At 64.2% G+C, this 19,315-nt stretch carries 20 protein-coding genes; 10 read left to right on the top strand and 10 right to left on the bottom strand.

Features of this window, described 5'->3' with window-relative positions; genetic code table 11:
* Window positions 1-4 precede the first annotated feature (4 nt).
* Both AB7F49_RS11225 and AB7F49_RS11220 read left to right on the top strand, forming a co-directional pair.
* The gene (locus AB7F49_RS11225) at window positions 5-856 is read left to right on the top strand and encodes a hypothetical protein (protein WP_428522298.1); all 852 of its coding nucleotides are present in this window, start codon (window positions 5-7) and stop codon (window positions 854-856) included.
* A 173-nt stretch (window positions 857-1,029) separates the two neighbouring features.
* A complete protein-coding gene (locus AB7F49_RS11220) occupies window positions 1,030-2,604 on the top strand; it encodes a tetratricopeptide repeat protein (RefSeq protein ID WP_428522296.1) in 1,575 nt (524 codons plus the stop codon).
* Between the two features lie 189 nt (window positions 2,605-2,793).
* Here AB7F49_RS11220 and AB7F49_RS11215 read toward each other — a convergent pair whose 3' ends face one another.
* Entirely contained in the window at window positions 2,794-3,954 is a 1,161-nt protein-coding gene (locus AB7F49_RS11215; protein WP_428522294.1) for a hypothetical protein, read from the bottom strand.
* Window positions 3,955-4,106: 152 nt separating this feature from the next.
* Between AB7F49_RS11215 and AB7F49_RS11210 the strand changes: the two genes are divergently transcribed.
* On the top strand, window positions 4,107-6,884 hold the full coding sequence (locus AB7F49_RS11210; RefSeq protein ID WP_428522292.1) for an autotransporter outer membrane beta-barrel domain-containing protein: 2,778 nt from the start codon (window positions 4,107-4,109) through the stop codon (window positions 6,882-6,884).
* A 151-nt stretch (window positions 6,885-7,035) separates the two neighbouring features.
* Window positions 7,036-7,461 (top strand): hypothetical protein, encoded by a 426-nt coding sequence (locus AB7F49_RS11205; RefSeq protein WP_428522290.1) that lies wholly within the window; start codon window positions 7,036-7,038, stop codon window positions 7,459-7,461.
* 68 nt (window positions 7,462-7,529) lie between these two features.
* Here the strand turns inward: AB7F49_RS11205 and grxD are convergent, their stop codons facing one another.
* Both grxD and AB7F49_RS11195 read right to left on the bottom strand, forming a co-directional pair.
* Window positions 7,530-7,868: a Grx4 family monothiol glutaredoxin gene (grxD, locus tag AB7F49_RS11200; protein WP_428522288.1), complete on the bottom strand. Its 339-nt coding sequence runs from the start codon at window positions 7,866-7,868 to the stop codon at window positions 7,530-7,532.
* Window positions 7,869-7,990: 122 nt separating this feature from the next.
* The gene (locus AB7F49_RS11195) at window positions 7,991-8,227 is read right to left on the bottom strand and encodes a BolA family protein (RefSeq protein WP_428522286.1); all 237 of its coding nucleotides are present in this window, start codon (window positions 8,225-8,227) and stop codon (window positions 7,991-7,993) included.
* Between the two features lie 197 nt (window positions 8,228-8,424).
* Here AB7F49_RS11195 and AB7F49_RS11190 point away from each other — a divergent pair, with 197 nt between their 5' ends.
* Complete coding sequence (locus tag AB7F49_RS11190) at window positions 8,425-9,156, top strand: hypothetical protein (RefSeq protein WP_428522284.1); 732 nt, start codon at window positions 8,425-8,427, stop codon at window positions 9,154-9,156.
* A gap of 69 nt (window positions 9,157-9,225) precedes the next feature.
* Entirely contained in the window at window positions 9,226-9,930 is a 705-nt protein-coding gene (locus AB7F49_RS11185; RefSeq protein WP_428522282.1) for a hypothetical protein, read from the top strand.
* Here the strand turns inward: AB7F49_RS11185 and purL are convergent, their stop codons facing one another.
* From purL to purC, 6 genes are all read right to left on the bottom strand, one after another.
* The gene (purL, locus tag AB7F49_RS11180; RefSeq protein WP_428522383.1) at window positions 9,931-12,141 is read right to left on the bottom strand and encodes a phosphoribosylformylglycinamidine synthase subunit PurL; all 2,211 of its coding nucleotides are present in this window, start codon (window positions 12,139-12,141) and stop codon (window positions 9,931-9,933) included.
* A gap of 108 nt (window positions 12,142-12,249) precedes the next feature.
* Window positions 12,250-12,528, bottom strand: a complete 279-nt coding sequence (locus AB7F49_RS11175) for an RDD family protein (protein WP_428522280.1) — start codon at window positions 12,526-12,528, stop codon at window positions 12,250-12,252.
* An 80-nt stretch (window positions 12,529-12,608) separates the two neighbouring features.
* Window positions 12,609-13,310 (bottom strand): phosphoribosylformylglycinamidine synthase subunit PurQ, encoded by a 702-nt coding sequence (gene purQ, locus AB7F49_RS11170; protein WP_428522278.1) that lies wholly within the window; start codon window positions 13,308-13,310, stop codon window positions 12,609-12,611.
* A 15-nt stretch (window positions 13,311-13,325) separates the two neighbouring features.
* Window positions 13,326-13,565, bottom strand: a complete 240-nt coding sequence (purS, locus tag AB7F49_RS11165) for a phosphoribosylformylglycinamidine synthase subunit PurS (RefSeq protein ID WP_428522276.1) — start codon at window positions 13,563-13,565, stop codon at window positions 13,326-13,328.
* 5 nt (window positions 13,566-13,570) lie between these two features.
* A complete protein-coding gene (locus AB7F49_RS11160) occupies window positions 13,571-14,155 on the bottom strand; it encodes a Uma2 family endonuclease (RefSeq protein ID WP_428522274.1) in 585 nt (194 codons plus the stop codon).
* Window positions 14,156-14,171: 16 nt separating this feature from the next.
* Complete coding sequence (gene purC, locus AB7F49_RS11155; RefSeq protein WP_428522272.1) at window positions 14,172-14,969, bottom strand: phosphoribosylaminoimidazolesuccinocarboxamide synthase; 798 nt, start codon at window positions 14,967-14,969, stop codon at window positions 14,172-14,174.
* A gap of 356 nt (window positions 14,970-15,325) precedes the next feature.
* On the opposite strand from purC, the gene AB7F49_RS11150 reads away from it, so the two are divergent.
* Genes AB7F49_RS11150 through AB7F49_RS11140 form a run of 3 tightly spaced genes read left to right on the top strand, consistent with a single transcriptional unit; the run spans window position 15,326 to window position 17,103 of the window.
* A complete protein-coding gene (locus tag AB7F49_RS11150; protein WP_428522270.1) occupies window positions 15,326-15,640 on the top strand; it encodes a DUF1476 domain-containing protein in 315 nt (104 codons plus the stop codon).
* Between the two features lie 20 nt (window positions 15,641-15,660).
* Window positions 15,661-16,299 (top strand): class I SAM-dependent methyltransferase, encoded by a 639-nt coding sequence (locus AB7F49_RS11145; protein WP_428522268.1) that lies wholly within the window; start codon window positions 15,661-15,663, stop codon window positions 16,297-16,299.
* 27 nt (window positions 16,300-16,326) lie between these two features.
* Window positions 16,327-17,103 carry an HpcH/HpaI aldolase family protein gene (locus AB7F49_RS11140; protein ID WP_428522266.1) on the top strand — a complete coding sequence of 259 codons (777 nt, stop codon included), beginning with the start codon at window positions 16,327-16,329 and terminating at the stop codon, window positions 17,101-17,103.
* Window positions 17,104-17,107: 4 nt separating this feature from the next.
* Here the strand turns inward: AB7F49_RS11140 and AB7F49_RS11135 are convergent, their stop codons facing one another.
* The gene (locus AB7F49_RS11135; RefSeq protein WP_428522264.1) at window positions 17,108-18,331 is read right to left on the bottom strand and encodes a TrmJ/YjtD family RNA methyltransferase; all 1,224 of its coding nucleotides are present in this window, start codon (window positions 18,329-18,331) and stop codon (window positions 17,108-17,110) included.
* A gap of 97 nt (window positions 18,332-18,428) precedes the next feature.
* Between AB7F49_RS11135 and AB7F49_RS11130 the strand changes: the two genes are divergently transcribed.
* Window positions 18,429-19,226 (top strand): hypothetical protein, encoded by a 798-nt coding sequence (locus AB7F49_RS11130; RefSeq protein WP_428522262.1) that lies wholly within the window; start codon window positions 18,429-18,431, stop codon window positions 19,224-19,226.
* The last annotated feature ends 89 nt before the right edge of the window (window positions 19,227-19,315 follow it).

The raw sequence follows: 19,315 nt of genomic DNA, 5'->3' as shown, positions 1-19,315 counted from the left end.
GCTGATGCGCCGTCTTCCGATGGGAATGCTTGCTGCCGTGGCGGCGCTCTGGTGCGCTCAGGCCGTCGCACAGCACCATATGCCGGGACACAGGCCCGCGCCCGCGCCGGTGCCTCCGGGCACGACCCTGAACAACACACCGGGTCTGACCAACCGGGGCCCGGGTGGTGGTGGCCCCTGGGGTACCGAAACAGTCGACCCGCGTTGCGCGACGTCCGTTGTGTGCGGGCCCAATCAGACCGCAGCACCGGGCGGCCCCTCACTCCTGAACAACCAGAATATCGGACCGGTCACCGAAAAACCCCGTCTCGGCGGGCCGGCGACCGCGGTCGAGGCCAACCGCCAGAGATTGATCGACGAACTTGCGGACAAGCAAGAAAGACTCAACATCTTGTCTTCAGCGGAGTCTTTCGAGCAGTTCGTGGAGCGCAAGGAAGACAGACTGAGTCAGGAATTGCAGAGCCTGCTCGCCGGCACTCACGTCGAATCAAAAATTGCTGCCTCGGTGCGTGACCGGATCGCAGCGGTGCAGGCAGACCTTGCGACATTTCAGAATGCACGCGACGACACAACCAATCCGGAGATGCGGGAAAGATATGTCGCGGCGATCGCCGATCTCACGCGGGTGCTCGGACTTCTTGGCAAAGAGTTGAGAGACGCGGAGCGCAGGGTGGCCGAACGGACCGCCGAGTTGCGGGCGAGACGAGACGCGGTCCGCGCCGAAAACGCAAAAAGCTGGGAGGAGGCCCGGGTACGACTTGTCGGCGAAGTCGCCAGCCTGCGGGCGCGTCTGGGCATTGCACCAGCAACCGGCGAATCGCTGACTGCCGACTTGATCAATTTGCTGGGTCAGTAGGGTTTCGACTTTTCGACTGTGTCAGGCGTTGGGGGCGTTTGATGTGGGGGGCGTTTCGCGGGTGTATGCCGCCGTGGCCGCGTGCGCGGCGCGCGATCGGACGCCGACCGCAATCGTCTGGCCAATCCGCGGTCCGGCGCACGGTCGTCTGCACGCCGCTGATCGCATGCACAATGCTGATTGCGCCGGCATCGCCGAGCGCTGCCTCCCCGGAGTCAGAGCGGCTTCGGGCCGAGGCCATCGAAGCGATCAAGTCCCAAGAGCCGAGCTATGAAATCCTTCTCAAGCTGCGCGACGCCACCGCCGCCGACGATAAGGACGCACGCACGTGGTTCACTCGCGGCGCCTATGAACTCACGATCCATGCACCGCGCGCAGCCTTGAAATCCCTCGACCGCGCCGCCGCACTCGACCCCGCCATCCGCAATCTGCAATTCTTCCGCGGGCGCGCGCTGTACGATCTGCGCCGCTATCGCCAGGCGGTGCAGGCCTTCGAGAAGGAGTCGAACCAGGACGGCAATCCAAGCTACTGGTTCTATCGCGGGCTCGCCAACAAGGATGCGAAGCGCTACCGCGCCGCGCTGTCGGATTTCGAACAATCGGACAAGGCTTACGAAACCGGCCGGGCGGCGACGCAATTGCATCGCGGCGACATTCTGATCGCGCAAGGCAAGCGGGCCGAGGCGCAGCGTGCGTACCAGTCCGTGGTCACGCTGGACCCGAAAAGCCCGGTCTCGGGAACGGCCGAAGAGCGCCTGAAGATCTCGCGCACGCCGGTGATCGACATTGCGCCGACACCAAGTCAGATCGTAACACCAACGACGCCGGTCCCGGCCACGCCATCCAGGCCGTTCCATGTGCGCGCCTTCGCGGGGATCGAGCGAGACAGCAATGTGGCGCGGCTCGATCATGGCATCCTGTGGCCTGCGCAATTGCACCGCAGGGGCGACCTTCGTGCGGTTCTGGACGCGCGCGCCTCCTATTATTTCGTGCAAAATCCTGACTATCTGATCGGCGTGCTCGGCGACGCGCGCGCCTCCTATCACCGGCAAAACTCGGCCTATGACGACGCGCTTCTCGGCGGGTCGGTCTTCGCAACGCGCTATCTCGGACCGTGGCGCATTGGCGCGGAATTGCGTTACGACCAGACCTTTGTGAACCAGGACCCCTATGCGCGAGCGACCAACGGCACGTTCTGGATGGCGTTCCGGCCAAGCGCCCATCACGAAACGCTGTTCGCCTTCCGAGCGCGCTATCAGGGTTTCAATTCGGTGCCGCTCGACAACCGCTACAACCGCAACGGCCAGACCTACTTCTACTCGCTGAGCCATTCCTGGCGCCCGTGGATCTCCGGCGCGCAGTTTTTCGAAATCGAGCCCGGCATCCGTTACGCGCAGGAGCGCACGCATGGCGCCTATTTCGACAATAACGAGCGAGCGGCGTTCGTAACCGTGCGCTATTTCAAAGATCTCGGCCCGGGCGCGATCCGTCCGACTCTGTTCGAAGCCGGGCTGTTCTATTACCAACAGCGCTATGTCGCCGAGGAGGTCCAGCGCGCCGTCAATCTCGCGACCGGTGGCAATGTGCGCGAGGACGACAACTTCGTGCAGTTCGTGCGCATCGTGCAGCCGCTGACCGCCGCACTCAACCTGGATGCCTCGTACCGCCACACCACCAATTGGACGACGGTGTGGAGCTTCGGTCATGATGTCCATGTTTGGCGGCTGGGCCTGCTCGCCGTCCAATAGACGGCGGACCTCCGGTCGATTGCCGCGCGGTGCTTCACCGGGCAGACGCCGGACGCGCCTGCGGCACGCCTGGATGCGAATGCCGCACGGCGGCGTCCCGCTCGGCGGTCGCCGAACCTTCGCGATCGCGCTTTTTTTCTTGAGCAAAGACCGCCGTTACAGGCGGCCTTCGCATTTCCAACCCCGCCTCTATCGGTCCGCCCGCCCGCCAAGCGCGAAATCGCGCAGCACGCGGATCACAAGCCGCATCAGTTCTGCTTGGGTTCGTGTCCCGGTTCGCGCCAGCGCGGTGCGCAAATGGAAGCGCGCGGTGTGGATCGTGATGCCTTGCCGTTCGGCGAAGGTCTTCAGGTCGTCGTCGCCGCAGAGCGCCAGTGCGAGTTGTGCGGCCCCTTCCGGCAAATCCAGCGTCTGCCGCAGGATATCGCTTCGCGCCGGAAAGCGGCTGGCCGGATCGTGCACGATCACGAGCGCGCCGGCGCGGCGGCGGCGCGGCCAGCCCGGCTCGGCCAGTGCAGCCGGAACCCGCGCAATCAGCACCGGATAGCCGCGCTCGGACCGCGATGAGGGAACGCTCAACGCCCCACCAGCGCCGCCATGCATGACGTCATGCAGCAAGCCCAGGAAAATGCGCCGCGCATCTGAGTTGCGCGGCAAAAGAAATCCCGCGGCATCGAGAAAGAACGCGTCCCCGCGCTGCACGATCGCGTGCATCGCCTTGTTGATGAAGATCGCGCTGCCGCGTTCGTCCAGCAGCAGCAGACCCGACGGCAGGCCGTCGAGAACCGCCTGAAGGGCGCTGTTCTTCGCCTCCAGCGCCCAGAATTGCCGCCGCAACTGCAGAATGCGTCGCAGGTGCGGCGACAGCCGTTCGACTGCCGCGATTTCGGCATCGGTGAACGCGCCGCGATCGTCACTGCGATGCAATCCGATAAGCGCGAAGCGCCCCTGATCGGAAAACAGATTGCCGCCGAGCGTTTCCGACAGGCCGAGCGGACGATAGAATTCGTTGCCGAACTGCGACGTCCTGCGTACATCCTCCGACATGATACGATCGGTCGTCGTTGCACGGCCGACGGCAATGCTCGCAAACAATCCGGGTGCCGGGTCAAGCGCTGCATATTCGAGATAGCGCCGCTGAACATCCTCCTCGGCAAATATTCCGGTGGTCATGGTCAGACCCGCAACCGGTTCCTGCGCGTCGAATGCGATAAAGGCCGCCGACGGACAGGCAAACGCAGTCGCAAGCATCTCAAGTGCCGATCTCAGCGCTGCCGCGTCGGTGACTCCGCGATACAGCGCATCCAGAATCCGGCTTTCAAGCGCATCGTCCATTGGCGAAATCGCCATGCATCCTGTGGGTAACGACGTATGCCTGCAAACCCTATCGTATTGCCTATCCATTTGAATAGTGCGTGACCGTAACGCCCTCGGCACTCTCGGGTCGCAATCCGGGATGGGGGGGTCGAATGAAATGCAGGAAAACGCGGCGGCGCCGGGCGATGTCCCATGCCGTTGCCACGGCCCTGAGCATTGCGCCGCTTTCGATCGCGATCGCCGACGACGTCGACATCACCGCCAGCACCAATAGCGGGCTCGATCTCGACAGTTTCACAGGTACGACCGCGCGGATATTTCCCGGGGTCACCGTTGCAAATACCGGCACCCTGATGCCCGGCGGAACCTTTTCGGGCGTGGTGGCAACCACGCAGGCCTGGACTCTGACCAATCAGGGAACCATCGACGCGCAACTCGGCAACGGCGTCAGCTTCACGCAGGGCGGCACCGTCGATAACCAGGGCTTGATCGACAGTGGTTTCAACGCCGTCCGGATACAGAACGGCGGCGCGGTCACCAATGCAGTCGGGGCAACGATACGCGCGGACACCAGCGCCGTCCATGTGAGCGGCGGCGGATCACTCAACAATTCCGGCGATGTCATCGGACTCGGCGCCGCAACGGCGGTGAGCTTCGACGGCGGGGGCACCATCACCAACCAGGCCGGCGCCCTGATCGAAGGCAACGGTGCCGGTAACGCGTTGTCGTTGATGGGAGGCACCACTCGCATCCTGACCAATCACGGCACCATCACCGACATGGCCGGAGGATTTGCCGCGGGCGCCGTGATGCAAGGCGGCACCCTGACAAACAGCGCGACCGGCGTCATCTCCGGCAGCTATAACGCGATCTGGGCCATCACCGGTCAGCCGATCTCGATCGTCAATGCGGGCGAGTTGACCTCCGTTACCTCGAGTGCGGGCGCAATCGAATTGCAGCACGGCGGCTCGGTGCAGAATTCCGGCACCATCCAGGGCGGGATGGGCATCGAGGTGCTTCCCGGCTTCATGGTGACGGACGCATCCACCGCCGTCACCAATTCCGGCACCATCACCGGCACCGATGGAACTGCCATCCGCTTTCGCGCCGGCACCAATTCGCTGACGCTGCAGACCGGCAGCGTCCTCAATGGCAATGTCGTCGGCGGACCGAACGCCGACAGTCTGGTGCTTGCCGGCAACGGCACCGAAAGCATCGACAAGTTCACGAGTTTCGAAACGCTGACGATGCAAGGAACGGCGTGGACCCTCACCGGAACCGGCACCTTCAGCACCGGCAGTTCGGTTCAGAGCGGCACGCTGATGGTCAACGGCCAGCTCACGAGCCCGGCCGTTGCCGTGCAGGCCGGCGGCACGCTCGGCGGCACCGGCACGATCACAGGCGCGGTGACGAATAACGGCACGATCGCGCCCGGAAATTCGATCGGCACCCTCAATGTCGTCGGCTCCTATATTCAGGCCACGGGCTCGACCTACCAGGTCGAGATCAGTCCGGCTCCGCTTGCCGACCTCATCAACATCACCGGTGCCGCCTCCATTCTGGGCGGGACCGTGAATGTGATCACCGCGCCCGGCTCCTATAGCGTCGGCCAGCGCTACACGATCCTCACCGCCTCGGGCGGCGTGACCGGAACCTATGCTTCGCTGAACGACAACGCACCGTTCCTCGACTTCGCGCTGTTCTACGATCCGAACAACGTCTATCTCGATGTGACCCGCGCTCTCGCGGTGACCTTTCCCTCGGTTGCACAGACGCCCAACCAAAGGGCTGCGGCGTCGGGCGCGGAACAACTCGGACCCGGCAACCCGATCTACGATGCGATCCTCAATCTCGATACTGCGAACGCATTGCGGGCATTCGACCTGCTGTCAGGCGAAATCCACGCGACGATTCGCACTATCCTCACCGACGACAGCCGCTTTCTGCGCGATGGCATCATCGGACGGCTGCGCCAATTGTCCGGTGCGCTCGGCTCAGCGACCCCGCAGGCCGTTTCGCACCTCGCCGACAACGACGTCAGGTTGCCGCTCGCCTATGCGGCACCAAAGCGCGTCAAGGCCGCAGCGGCCGGACCCTTCGCAACCAAGGCCGAAGCGGCGCCGGACAGGCGATCGGCGGTATGGGGCAACGCTTTCGGCAATTGGGGCAGGAGCGATGGCGACGGCAATGCCGCGACGGTCAGCAACCGCACCGGCGGATTCATCTCCGGCTTCGACACAACGTTGGGCGGCGCCTTCGGACCGGCGCTGCGCGCCGGCCTGGCTGGCGCCTATCAGACGCATGCGATCAGCGTGCCCGATCGCAATTCCTCCGCCGATATCGACAGCTATCACCTCGCGGCCTATGCGGCGCTGCTCAACGGTCCGCTCGCATTGCGGGTTGGAATGGGCCACGCCTGGCATGCGGTCGAAACCAGCCGCAACATCGTCTTCCCCGGCTTCAGCGACACGGCCAAGTCACGCTATGACGCGGACACGGCGCAGATTTTCGGCGAAATCGGTTATGCGCTGGCCTTCGGCGCGCTTGCAATCGAGCCCTATTCGGGCCTTGCCCATGTCCGGGTGAACGCCGATGGCTTCACCGAAAGCGGTGGCGCCGCCGCGCTGACCGCCCTCGCCGCAGATTCAAGCACGACCTTCTCGACGCTCGGCCTGCGCGCGGCGCTTCCGCTCGCGCAGGGAGGGACCATGATGGCGCTCAAGGGCGGGCTGGCCTGGCGGCATGCATTCAGCGCCACGGCACCGACCACCGCGCTTGCATTCGCCAGCGGAACGCCCTTCACCGTTGCAGGCGTACCGGTTCCGCGCGATGCGCTGCTGGTGGAAGCCGGCTTCGATATGGTGTGGTCCGCTGAAACGACGGTCAGTGTCGCCTTTACCGGGCAATATTCCGGGGGCATCGCCGAAAACGGAGTCACGGGACGGGTAATCCGGCGGTTTTGAATCCGACTCGACCTGCATATAGGCAGGCCGATGCTCGCCTCCCGTCCGGCTCGCAGCCGATGCTTCACGCGCTTGTGCACTCGCAATGGCGTGCATGCCGGGCTGGTCTCTCCTAGCATCGGCCGATGCGGATGCAGGGAACCCGAGCGCGATGCTTCGCAATCCCGTCCTCGCGGCAATCGCACTTTCGATCACCGCGTTGAACTTCGCCTCGCCATCCTTCGCCGGTGGCCTGTTTCTCGACGTGCCGATGACGCGCGTGTTCGTCTGCGAAGGCCCGGATGCGCGGATGGAAATCTATGTCCCGCAATCGGTGCTGTTGAGGCGCGATATCGCGAAGGTCGGTCTCGGCCGCACCGTGAACGGGCTCTACGCGCTCGACCTGACCGGCGCGCAGAAGGGCAAGGTGATCGAGCCGGTGCGCCTGCGCTCGACCAGGAACAACAGGGCGATCGTGATGGAGCAATTCACCCGCAAGGGGCTGACCCCTGCAACCATTCCACTGGCCGGCGGCATCCTCGATTTCGACCGCCGCTTCGGCACGCAGGCAAAATGTGAGGCTTTCAGACCGTCATAGAGACCGGCGGAAACCCTAGCGGCACGGCGACATCCCCGGCTTTTCCCGCGCTCGGAGTTACCCACCGGTCAGGCGATCGCCTTGCCCTGAACCGCCAGACCCTTTTCGAGCATCAGGCTCTGCAACTCGCCCGCCTGGAACATCTCGCGCACGATATCGCAGCCACCCACGAACTCGCCCTTCACGTAGAGCTGCGGAATGGTCGGCCATTGCGAATATTGCTTGATGCCGTCGCGCAGTTCGCCGGATTCCAGCACGTTGACGCCCTTATAGGGGACCTGCAGGTAGTCGAGAATCTGCACGACCTGGCCGGAGAATCCGCATTGCGGGAATTGCGGCGTGCCCTTCATGAACAGCACGACGTCGTTGGCCTTCACCTCGTTGTCGATGAACTGGTGGATGCTCATGGAGTATCTGATCCTTCAGGGGCTGCTCGTGGCACACAACCGGCCCGGCCGGCCTTGCCCCGAATATAGGGCACGGCAGTTGCATCGCAACAGCCGTGCTCCCGACGGTTCCGGGCCGCGGTTCAATTCTCCGGCACACCGGTCTGCAGAGCAAGCGCATGCAGGGCGCCGCCCATCTGTCCTTTCAATGCCTGGTAGACCAGTTGATGCTGCTGCACCCGCGATTTGCCGCGAAAGCTCTCGGCAAGCACCGTGGCAGCATAGTGATCGCCGTCGCCGGCGAGATCCCGAATCGACACCTCGGCATCCGGGATATGGGTCTTGATCAGCCGCTCGATCTCGGCGGCGTCCATCGGCATCGCACAACTCCCTAAATCACGGCGGAACCGGGTTATGCCAAGCCGCCGGAACTGGTTACACTAGGAATATGGTGATTTGCGGTGACTGACAAACCAGCATCGGCCAAATCAGGACGGCTGACGGCGCGCGTCCGGCACATTATTGTGGCACCGATGCCCTGGACGAGACGAGGGGGAAAAGGATGCGGAGCGTGATGATGAAACCCGGATCGCTGATCGGCGCGCTCGGCGCAGCCGCCATGTTGCTGGGCGCGGATACCGCCAGCGCCCAGTTCTTCCCGTTCTTCGGCCCGCCACAGCAGCAGCAGCAGCGCCAGGTTCCGCAACCCCAGCCGCAGGCGCGGCCGGCGCCGGCCAAGAAATCGGCACCACCAGCCCGGAGGGCGCAAGAGCCGGCGCAGCAAAGGGCGGCGCCCAAAGCCGCGGCAGCACCGAAGGCACCGCCGCCCGGAACCGCCGCCGTCCCCTATCCGGAAGTTCGGACCGCCTGCCATGCCGAGATCAGATCGACCTGCGCGGGGGTGGTTCCGGGCAGCGCCGAATCGGTGCAATGCCTGCGCCCGAATTTCGGGGCCCATATGCCGCCCTGCCAGGAGGCGCTGACCCGCGCTGCAAGCGTCACCGCTCCGGCCGCGGCGCCGGCCGAAGCGAAACCGAGCGAGCCCGCGGGTACCGCTGACGCGCCGCGCGTCGTCTCGACCGACCGCATCACCCGGCCGGAAAGCATGAAGGAATCGGCCGCGCCGGATTTGAAGCTCCCGGCGATGCGTCCGACCCAGGAGGCGCGCTGGGTGAACCGCAATTGCCGGGAAGACCATTCCCTGCTCTGTCAGGGCGTGACCTTCGGGCAAAGCCGGGTGCTGAAATGCCTGCTGTCGCACCACTCCTCGCTGACCAATGCCTGCAAGAACGCGCTGGCCAAACGCTGACGCGTTGCTTCAGAGGCCGGCACGCGCGGCCGGTATCGTCCCGTTGGAATTGGCAGGAGTTTCCTTGCAATGACGTTCCGTTTCCCAAACATGCTGGCCGCGCTGGTCCTGCTGTCGGTGCCCGTGGCCGCACAGGCCCAGGCCCCAAGCAAGGCACAGCAGGACGCGATCCGCAGCAATTGCCGCTCCGACTTCCTCTCGCTGTGCTCGGGGGTGCAACGCGGCGGACGCGAGGCGCTGGAGTGTCTTGCAAAGAATCAGGCGCGTCTGTCCGGCGGCTGCCGCTCCGCAGTGACTGCGATTGCGCCACCGGCACCGCCACCGGCCGCCGTAAAGCCTGCTCCCGCACCGGCACAGGCGGCTCCCGCGGCTCCGGCCCCGGTCCAGGCCGCACCCACAGCGCCCGCGCCGGCCGTATCGGCGCCGGCGGCTCCGGCGACAGCCGCACCGGCCGCACCACCCGCAGCGCCGGCCGCGAAAAAGCCAGCCAGGCCCGCAAGAACTGCGACGCCCGCGCGACCGCAAGCCGCCCCGCCGCCACCTCCGGCAGCGGCGCCCGCCCCGGCCGCGGTCGCGCCTGCGCCGCCGCAGACCCATCAGCCCAGGCTGGGTGAAGCGATCATGATCCGGCGTTTCTGCGCCAATGATTTCCGTGTGCTGTGCAAGGGCGTACCGATCGGCCAAGGGCGCGCGGTGCAGTGCCTCGCCAATAACGGGCCAGCGCTGTCGCCCGGCTGCCGCGAGGTAATGATGAAGACCGGCGAATTGCGGTAGTCAGGGTTCGATTGTGCCGCCCATATAGTCCGGCAGCCAGGATTCGAAGCGGCTGGCCAGATCGGCGACGGGCACAGCTTTCTCGTCGTCGATGGTGAGCACCGTGCCGCCGACGGTACCGATCCGCGCGATCGCAACACCCGCGACCTGAGCCGCCTCGATCACCGCGGCCAGCGCGTCCGGCCTGGCGGTCACGACGTAGCGCGCCTGATCCTCGCCGAACCAATAGGCGTGCGACGGGCCCCCCCGCGGCGCATCAAGCACGGCGCCAAGTCCCGAGGCCATCGCCATCTCTGTAAGCGCAATGGCAAGACCGCCGTCGGAGAGATCGTGCACGGCGGTCACGCGGCCCTCGCCGATCAGCTTGCGTACGAATTCGCCGTGGCGCTTTTCGACGGCGAGATCGACCGGCGGCGGAGCCCCCTCCTCTCGCCCGCAAATTTCGCGCAGATACATCGACTGGCCGAGCCATCCCGTGGTCTCGCCGATCAGCAGGATGGCATCGCCTTCATTCCTGAACGCGAGACTCGCCGATTTGGTGAAGTCGGCCATCACCCCCACCCCGCCGATGCTCGGCGTTGGCAGGATCGCGCGGCCGTTGGTCTCGTTGTAGAGCGACACATTGCCGGACACGACCGGGAAATCCAGCGCCGTGCAGGCGGCCGAGATGCCGCGCACGCAGCCAACGAACTGCCCCATGATCTCGGGGCGCTCGGGATTGCCGAAATTCAGATTGTCGGTGATCGCCAGCGGCGTCGCGCCAACCGCCGAGAGATTGCGATAGGCTTCCGCCACTGCCTGCTTACCGCCCTCGAACGGATCGGCCTCGCAATAGCGGGGGGTCACGTCGCAGGTCATGGCAAGGCCCTTCGGACCGTCCTCGATCCGCACCACCGCGGCATCGCCACCGGGCCTCTGCACGGTGTTGCCGAGAATGATGTGGTCATATTGCTCCCACACCCAGCGCTTTGAGCACAGGTCGGGCGAGCCGATCAGCTTGAGCAGCGCGTCGGCATTCGACAACGGCGGCTTGACGTCGGCCGCGGCGATCACCGGCTGTTTCGGCGTCTCGACAAACGGCCGGTTATAGACCGGCGCCTCGTCGCCCAGTTCCTTGATCGGCAGGTCGGCCAAGGTGTCGCCGTGATGGCGAATAAGGAAGCGCCTTGTGGGCGTGGTCTCGCCGACGATCGCGAAGTCGAGTCCCCATTTGCGGAAGATGTCCTCGGCTTCCTTTTCCTTCTCCGGCTTGAGCACCATGAGCATGCGCTCCTGGCTTTCCGAAAGCATCATCTCGTAGCCGCTCATGCCGGTCTCGCGAACCGGCACCTTTTCCAGATCGAGCGTGACGCCGAGATCGCCCTTCGCGCCCATCTCGACCGCGGAGCAGGTCAGCCCCGCCGCGCCCATGTCCTGGATCGCGATCACGCAGCCTTTCTGCATGATCTCGAGACACGCTTCGAGCAGCAGCTTTTCGGCGAACGGGTCGCCGACCTGCACGGTCGGACGCTTCTCCTCGGAATCGTCGTCGAATTCCGCCGACGCCATCGAAGCGCCGTGGATGCCGTCGCGCCCTGTCTTCGACCCGAGATAGACGATCGGCATGCCGACGCCGGACGCCGCCGCGTAGAAGATCGAGTCAGCGCGGGCGAGACCGACCGCCATCGCGTTGACCAGGATGTTACCATCATAGCGGGTGTGGAATCGGGTCTGGCCGCCCACCGTCGGCACGCCGAAGGAATTGCCATACCCGCCGATACCGGCGACCACACCCGACACCAAATGCCGCGTCTTCGGATGCTTCGGGTCGCCGAACGACAATGCGTTCAGGCAGGCAATCGGCCGCGCGCCCATGGTGAAGACGTCGCGCAGGATGCCGCCGACGCCGGTGGTCGCGCCCTGATACGGCTCGATATAGCTCGGGTGATTGTGGCTCTCCATCTTGAAGACCACCGCCAGCCCATCGCCGATGTCGATCACGCCGGCATTCTCGCCCGGCCCCTGGATCACCCACGGCGCCTCGGTCGGAAGGCCGCGCAAATGCACCTTGGAGGACTTGTACGAGCAATGCTCGTTCCACATCGCCGAGAAAATGCCGAGCTCGGTCAGCGTCGGCTCGCGACCGATCAGGTCGAGGACGCGCTGATACTCGTCGGGCTTGAGCCCGTGTTCGGCGACCAGCGCGGGGGTGATCTTGGGTTCGTTGCGCAGCACGGCCTGTATTTAGGCGAGCCCGCGCTCCTTTTCACCTTTCAAAGGTCCGTTTGCGCGGCCATCCACGCATAATTTCTAAGCGGGATGGCGGGGCCGGCAGGCCGGTCATCTCGGCTGCGGCCGCGATATCCTGAAAATGCGGTCCCACAAGGTGCCGCCAAGACGACGACGGCCGACATAGAAATAGACGATAATGATGGCGAAGAGCACAAGCGCCGGCCAGCCCGACAGTTGAAAACCCTCGGACGTGGTGTTGCCGGTCAGGGCTCCGATCACATAGCCACCGACAAAAAACACCGTAAAGAAATCCAGGATCGAAGCGACGACGCGTTTCCAGATTGCAGCCGGCTCGGGCTCTCGCGTTACCGGGGGGGTGTCCGTCATCGCGCGCTCCCGTTTCGGCGTCAGGCAAGGAACGCGAGGCGCGGGCGCCGCTCCCGCGATCGCTCATCGATCTGCAACGGTCAAGCCGCCTTGCGAAACTGCGCCACCAGCCCTGCGAACAGCCCGCGCCCGTCCGTGCAGCCGATGATGCTTTCCACGTGGTTTTCCGGATGCGGCATCATGCCGGCGACGTTGCCGCGATCGTTGACGATGCCGGCGATGGCGTTGGTGGCGCCGTTGATGTTGGACGTTTCGCCGAGTGAGCCATCCGGCGCGCAATAGCGGAAGATCACCTGGCCGCCACTCTCGATCTTCCGTACCGTCTCGTCATCCGCGATCCAGTTCCCCTCGCCATGCGCAACCGGCACGCGGATCACCTGCCCCGCATTGTAACCGCGCGTGAACGGCGTATCCGACCGTTCGACCTTGAGATGCACGTCCCGGCAGATGAATTTCAGCTTCGCATTGCGCATCAGCACGCCGGGCAGGAGCCCGGACTCGCAGAGAATCTGGAAGCCGTTGCAGACGCCGAGCACGAGCCCGCCCTTGTCGGCGAAGGCGCGCACCGCGTCCATAATGGGGCTGCGGGCTGCGATCGCCCCGCAGCGCAGATAGTCGCCATAGGAAAATCCGCCCGGCACCACGACGAGATCGGTGCCTGCGGGCAACTGCGTGTCGGCGTGCCAGACCATCGCCGGTTCGACGCCGGACACGAGCTTCAGCGTGCGCGCCATGTCGCGCTCGCGATTGATGCCGGGAAAGACGAGGACGGCGGATTTCATGGCGCTGATATCGGCTCAGATAACTTCGATACGGTAATTCTCGATCACCGTATTCGCCAGAAGCTTGTCCGCCGCATTTTTGAGTGCGGCCTCGGCCTTCGCCTTGTCGGTGCCTTCGAGCTCGATGTCGAACACCTTGCCCTGGCGGACGCTCGCCACGCCCGAAACGCCCAGCGACTTCAGCGCGCCCTCGATCGCCTTGCCCTGCGGATCGAGAATGCCCGTTTTCAACGTGACGGTGACGCGCGCTTTCATCTCAATCATTTCTTGTGGAGGCCGGTGTCGCGATAGATGTCAGCGAGCGCAAGCGTGACGCCGATCGCCGGTAATTCGAGCGAGGCGCCGATCGTTTCGAGACGCCGCTCGGCAAAGCCCGACTTGCGCTCGTAGACGGCCACCTCGACCACGTCTTGTGCAATGACAACATAGTCGGTCACGCTGTCCAGCGACGCATAGGCTTTCCGCTTCCAGCGCAGATCGCGGTCGGCGGTGGACGGCGAAAGAATTTCGAACACGACGATGGCGTCGTCGCATTCGCGGCTCATCGGGTCGTTTTGCGGCGCTTCTTTCGGCCGGACGATGATGTCCGGCTCGGGACGATCTTTAACCGCTATTCGGATGCCCATGGAAGGCAGGACAATCCAGCTTCGCCGTTCTTGGAACTGGATGATTTTCAACAGGCCCACGACATTCGAAACGATTACCTGATGCGTAAAACTGGGCGACGCATTCATGACCGGCTCCCCATCGATCAGTTCCCAGCGCTCGTCGTCCGGCCGCGTATCCGTGAACGCGTAGAACTCGGAGAGCGTCATCGGGCCTGTATCGATGCGGGGGATGCCCATCGTCCTGCTCGTCGGGTCAGCCTTTCACAAGCACCGGGCCGGTGCCGCGCGGCGGCTCGCCTTCATTCATGATGCCGAGGCGCTTGGCCACTTCGGTATAGGCCTCCAGCAAGCCTCCGAGGTCGCGGCGGAAGCGGTCCTTGTCGAGTTTCTCGCTCGACTTGATGTCCCAGAGCCTGCAGGAATCGGGCGAAATCTCGTCAGCGACGACGATCCGCATCATGTCGTTTTCCCACAGCCGCCCGCATTCCATCTTGAAGTCGACCAGACGGATGCCGACGCCGAGGAACAGACCTGAGAGGAAGTCATTGACGCGGATGGCAAGCGCCATGATGTCGTCGATTTCCTGCGGGTTCGCCCAGGCGAACGCGGTAATGTGCTCTTCCGAGACCATCGGATCGCCGAGCTGATCGTTCTTGTAATAGAACTCGATGATCGAACGCGGCAGTTGCGTGCCTTCCTCGATGCCGAGGCGGGTCGACAGCGAGCCGGCGGCGACGTTGCGCACCACCACCTCGAGCGGGATGATCTCCACTTCGCGAATCAATTGCTCGCGCATGTTGAGCCGCCGAATGAAGTGAGTCGGCACCCCGATGTCGTTCAGATTCTGGAACACATATTCCGAAATCCGGTTGTTCAGCACGCCCTTGCCTTCGATCACCTCATGCTTCTTGGCGTTGAAGGCGGTCGCATCGTCCTTGAAATGCTGGATCAGGGTGCCTGGTTCGGGGCCCTCATACAGGACTTTGGCTTTGCCTTCGTAGATTCGGCGGCGGCGGCTCATCGGAATATACCGTGTTTTGTGGAAGTCCATCGAAGGCCGGGGTTCCTGTTGCTGTTCTTTGGTCCGCGGCTGGGCGAACGGCGCGACGTGAAAGACGAATGGGTCGTCCGGTCCGTGCGGGCAACCTAGCCCATCGATCCGCCGGATACAATCTGCGCATCGGGAGCCTTTCCACGTCCCATATAGGCACCGGACGCCAATCGCCAATGGTCGCCTTGACGCCATAATTCCGTTATGCCAGCGGTCGCTGTTGCGGTATGCCGGTCACGCGCGGACGATCGGCCGCGTTCCTGCGGCGCTCTTTGCGTGGTAATTTTCGTGTGCCCGTTGATCGCCTCTGCCATCCCCCATATCTGTACGACGAATCAGCCGCCAGCGAGGGACTAATGACCACGTTCGACAAGCGCGAAGAAGGCTTCGAGAAGAAGTTCGCGCATGATGAGGAATTGAAGTTCAAGGCGACCGCCCGCCGCAACAGGCTGCTCGGCCTGTGGGCCGCCGCTGAACTTGGCAAGACCGGCGCGGAAGCCGATGCCTATTCGAAGGAAGTGGTCGCAGCCGATTTCGAAGAGGCGGGCGACGACGACGTGCTGCGCAAGGTCGTCACCGATCTCGCCGGCAAGGCCACCGATGCCGAGGTGCGCGCCAAGATGACGGAACTTCTCGCCGAAGCCGTGAAGCAGATTCAGGCCGGCAAGTAGCTCGGCCAGCGATGCAGGCATTGCAGTCCTACCTGCCGGTGCCGATCGAGGAGACGGCGCGCTGGTACGAGGGAAAGACGTTCAGCACCGACTGGACGTCGTGGCATTTCCCGACCTGGATGAAGCTGCTGGCTCCGTTCCGCAACAAGCCGGCGCGCATGCTGGAAATCGGCTCCTGGGAAGGCCGGTCGGCTCTGTTTTTCCTGAACTACCTGCCGCAGATGCAGCTCACCTGCGTGGACACCTTCGCCGGCGGTCAGGAACATCAGGAGGCCGCCGCCGTCAACGCTCAGGAGGCCGCAACATTGCGTTCGATCGAAGCGCATTTCGACTTCAACACCGGCGCGTTTTTCGGACGGCTTGAAAAAATCAAGGCGCCCTCGGTCGACGCGTTGATTGAGCTGGGTGTTGCCGGGCGTCGTTTCGACATCGCCTATATCGACGGCGGGCATCGCGCGCGCGAGGTCTATGCCGACAGCGCGCTGACCTGGCCGCTGATGGCCCAGGGCGGACTTGTGATTTTCGACGATTACCAATGGGCTGCAATGCCAGATCGCATGGACAATCCGAAACCCGGCGTCGATGCATTCTTGAATTCGGTCGAAGGGCAGTACCGGACGGTCCATTACGACTATCAGGTCGCTATCGAGAAATTATAGCGGTTCATCACCGGGAAATCCGAAACCATGTCAACTCCGGCCTTTACGCTCGCCCGTCGGCTGCGCGCCGGCGAAACCGTCTATTCGGCCTGGTGCGGCCTGCCGGAACCGCTGGTTTGTGAGGCGGTTGCGCGCGAGGGCTTTTCGGCCGTTACCCTCGATATGCAGCACGGCATGTGGGATACCGCATCCGCTCTCGCGGCGATTGCATCGGTGCATCTTGCGGGGGCTGCGCCGGTGGTGCGGGTGCCGCTGTGGGAAAATGCGACCGTCAGCCGCATGCTCGATTTTGGCGCGGAAGGCATCATCGCCCCGATGATCAATGGGACCGCGGAGGCCGCAGCGTTCGTGCAGGTCGCGAAATATCCGCCGGTCGGCGAGCGCTCGATCGGCGCGCATCGGGCCGGGATGCTCGCCCGCGTAGCGGACCAGAAGCTCTATATCGCCGACGCCAACGAGACCACGATCAGCTTCGCCATGATCGAGACCCGCGCAGCCCTCGATAATCTCGATGCGATCGCCGGCATGCCCGGCATCGATTCGCTGTTCGTGGGCCCGTCCGACCTCTCCTGCAGCCTGTCGAACGGCGCCTCGATGGATTCGCACTCGGCCGACGTGGAAGCCGCGCTCGAACGCGTCCTGAAGGCATGTGAAAAACACCGGAAAATTCCGGCTCTCTATTGCCGCGACGCCGAGCGGGCCGTGGCCAAGGCCAAGCAGGGCTTCCGCTTCCTTGCGGTCGCGAGCGATCTTGCGTTTCTGCGCGCTGGAACGGCGGCGCAACTGAAAGTTCTGAATTCGTAGCCGGTCAGTCTGGAGCGCTGTTCCGCGGCTCGCCCGGCGTGACTGCGAGGATGCGCTCGAGCACCTGGCCTGCGTCTGAGATCACCTCCGCCGCCGTCACCTGAACGATCCGGTAGCCGCGCTCCTGCATCCAGGCGAGCTTCTGCCGCCGCGCCTCGGCCGCCGGCGCGTCCTCGCTGCCGGGCACGACGTCGGCCACGAGACGCAAGGGGAAGGACACGAAATCGGCGACATGCGGGCCGATCGGGGTTTGGCGCTTGAAGCCGAGGCCGGCGAAACGCCGGTCCCCCGTCATGGCGGTCCATAATGCACGCTCGGCATCGGTCGGATTGCGCCGCAGCAGGCGCGCCAGCCCGCGCACCGGCGAATCCTTGCGTACGATTTCGGCCTTGCCATGCCGCGCCAGCATGTTGCGAAGCATTTCGGCTTCCGGACCGTCGAGCAGCCCGCCGCGGGCTGGTCCCTTGCGTCCCTCGACCAGCGCCATGACGATGCCGTGCAGCGTACGGATATCCTGCTGGGTCGGCTGCATGCGCGTGAAGATGTTGCGCATGTTCACCGTCATGGTGCCGCGCTTCTCGTGCGGCCGGAAATATTCGATGCGCTCCAGCTCGCGTTCGAGATCGCCGAAGAAGGCGAGCAATTGCTCCTTCGGCGCGGGCGGCGACCTGTTGGGCGCCGCGAAGGGCAGCGCGCCGGAGCTTCGCAGCTTGAACCACTCATAACCGGCGATCACCACCGCCTGCGCCAGATTGAGCGAGGCGAAAGCCGGGTTGACCGGCAGCGTCAGGATTGCGTCGGCGAGACCGACCTCGTCATTCTCCAGTCCGTTGCGCTCGCGGCCGAACACCAGTGCGACCCGTTCTCCCGCAGCCACGCGTGAGACGGACAGACGCGCCGCGTCATCCGCTCCCATGACGGGTTTCGCCTGATCATGCGAGCGGGCGGTTGCAGCGATGACAAGCTGGCAATCGGCGATGGCATCCGCGAGCGTTGCGTACAACGCCGCTCCGGCCAGAACCCGGTCCGCGCCCGATGCCATGATCGCGGCTTCCCGGCTCGGCCAGCCGCAGCGCGGATTGACGAGACGCAATTCCGACAATCCGAAATTCGCCATCGCGCGCGCCGCCGCCCCGATATTCTCGCCCAGTTGAGGCTCGACGAGGATCACTGCCGGCGCAGCCTCCATCACCCAGTGTCTGGTCTTGTCGGTTCCGGCGCCCGGCATCTCACTCTCCCGGAGCTTTCATAGCGGCGGGAGAGCAGCCGCGAAAGCATGCGATCATGCGCGACCGATTCGCGGGAGAGGTCGCGGAGAGCCGCCGATGAAAATCATGATCGCTACGCCGGCCTATGGCGGCGAGGTGACCACGACCTATTGCGACGCGCTGATGCGGTTGCTCGACCATTTCCGCGAAAAGCACCCGCATATCCGTTTCGAGCACAGGTTCCTGTCGCTTTCGATCCTGCCGTTCATGCGCAATCTGTTTGCAAGCCTGGTCATGCAGGACGAGACCTGCACGCACCTCCTGTTCGTCGATGCCGATATGGGCTATGCGCCTTCGCTGATCGAGCACATGATCACAGCCGACAAGCCGGTGGTCGGCGCAATGTATCCCCATCGAAAATTCGAGCTTGCGAAGTTCTATGCGCTGCATGACGAGATCGCGGACCCCGCCGTCGCCCGGATGGTGGCGATCGACTATGTCAATGCCGGCTCGGTCGATCTTGTCGATGGCACGACGAGACAGGGCGAGAGCCGCTCATCCAGCGATCTTGTCACGGACGGTCCCTGTATCCGCGTGCGCGACATCGGCACCGGCATCATGCTGGTCAGGCGCGACGTCTTCGGCCGCATCCGGGAGCGCTATCCGGAATTGTGGTGCGAAAAAATCGAAGACACCTATGGCAGGTTCGGGCTCAGGGATGGCGTGCTGCAATGTTTCGAGCCGATGCCGGACGAGCACGGCCATTATTGCGGCGAGGACACGGCCTTCTGCCGCCGCTGGGTCGAAGGCTGCGGCGGAGAAATCTGGGCGGTGGTCACGGAGACCATCGTGCATGTCGGCGCCGAGAACTTCGCCGGCAATTTCCTGACCAAACTTCAACACGGGCGGTTGTAGTTCCGCTATTCCGGGACTACTAGCCCAGCTCCTCCGGCGGCGGCCGGCGCTCCCGGACACGCCTAAAGAGGTCGCATTTGAATGCGGCG

It is taken from the genome of Pseudorhodoplanes sp. (assembly GCF_050250235.1).
GTDB lineage: Bacteria > Pseudomonadota > Alphaproteobacteria > Rhizobiales > Xanthobacteraceae > Pseudorhodoplanes.
Note: the sequence above shows the minus strand (reverse complement) of the source record. Positions and strands in the feature narration are given on the sequence as shown.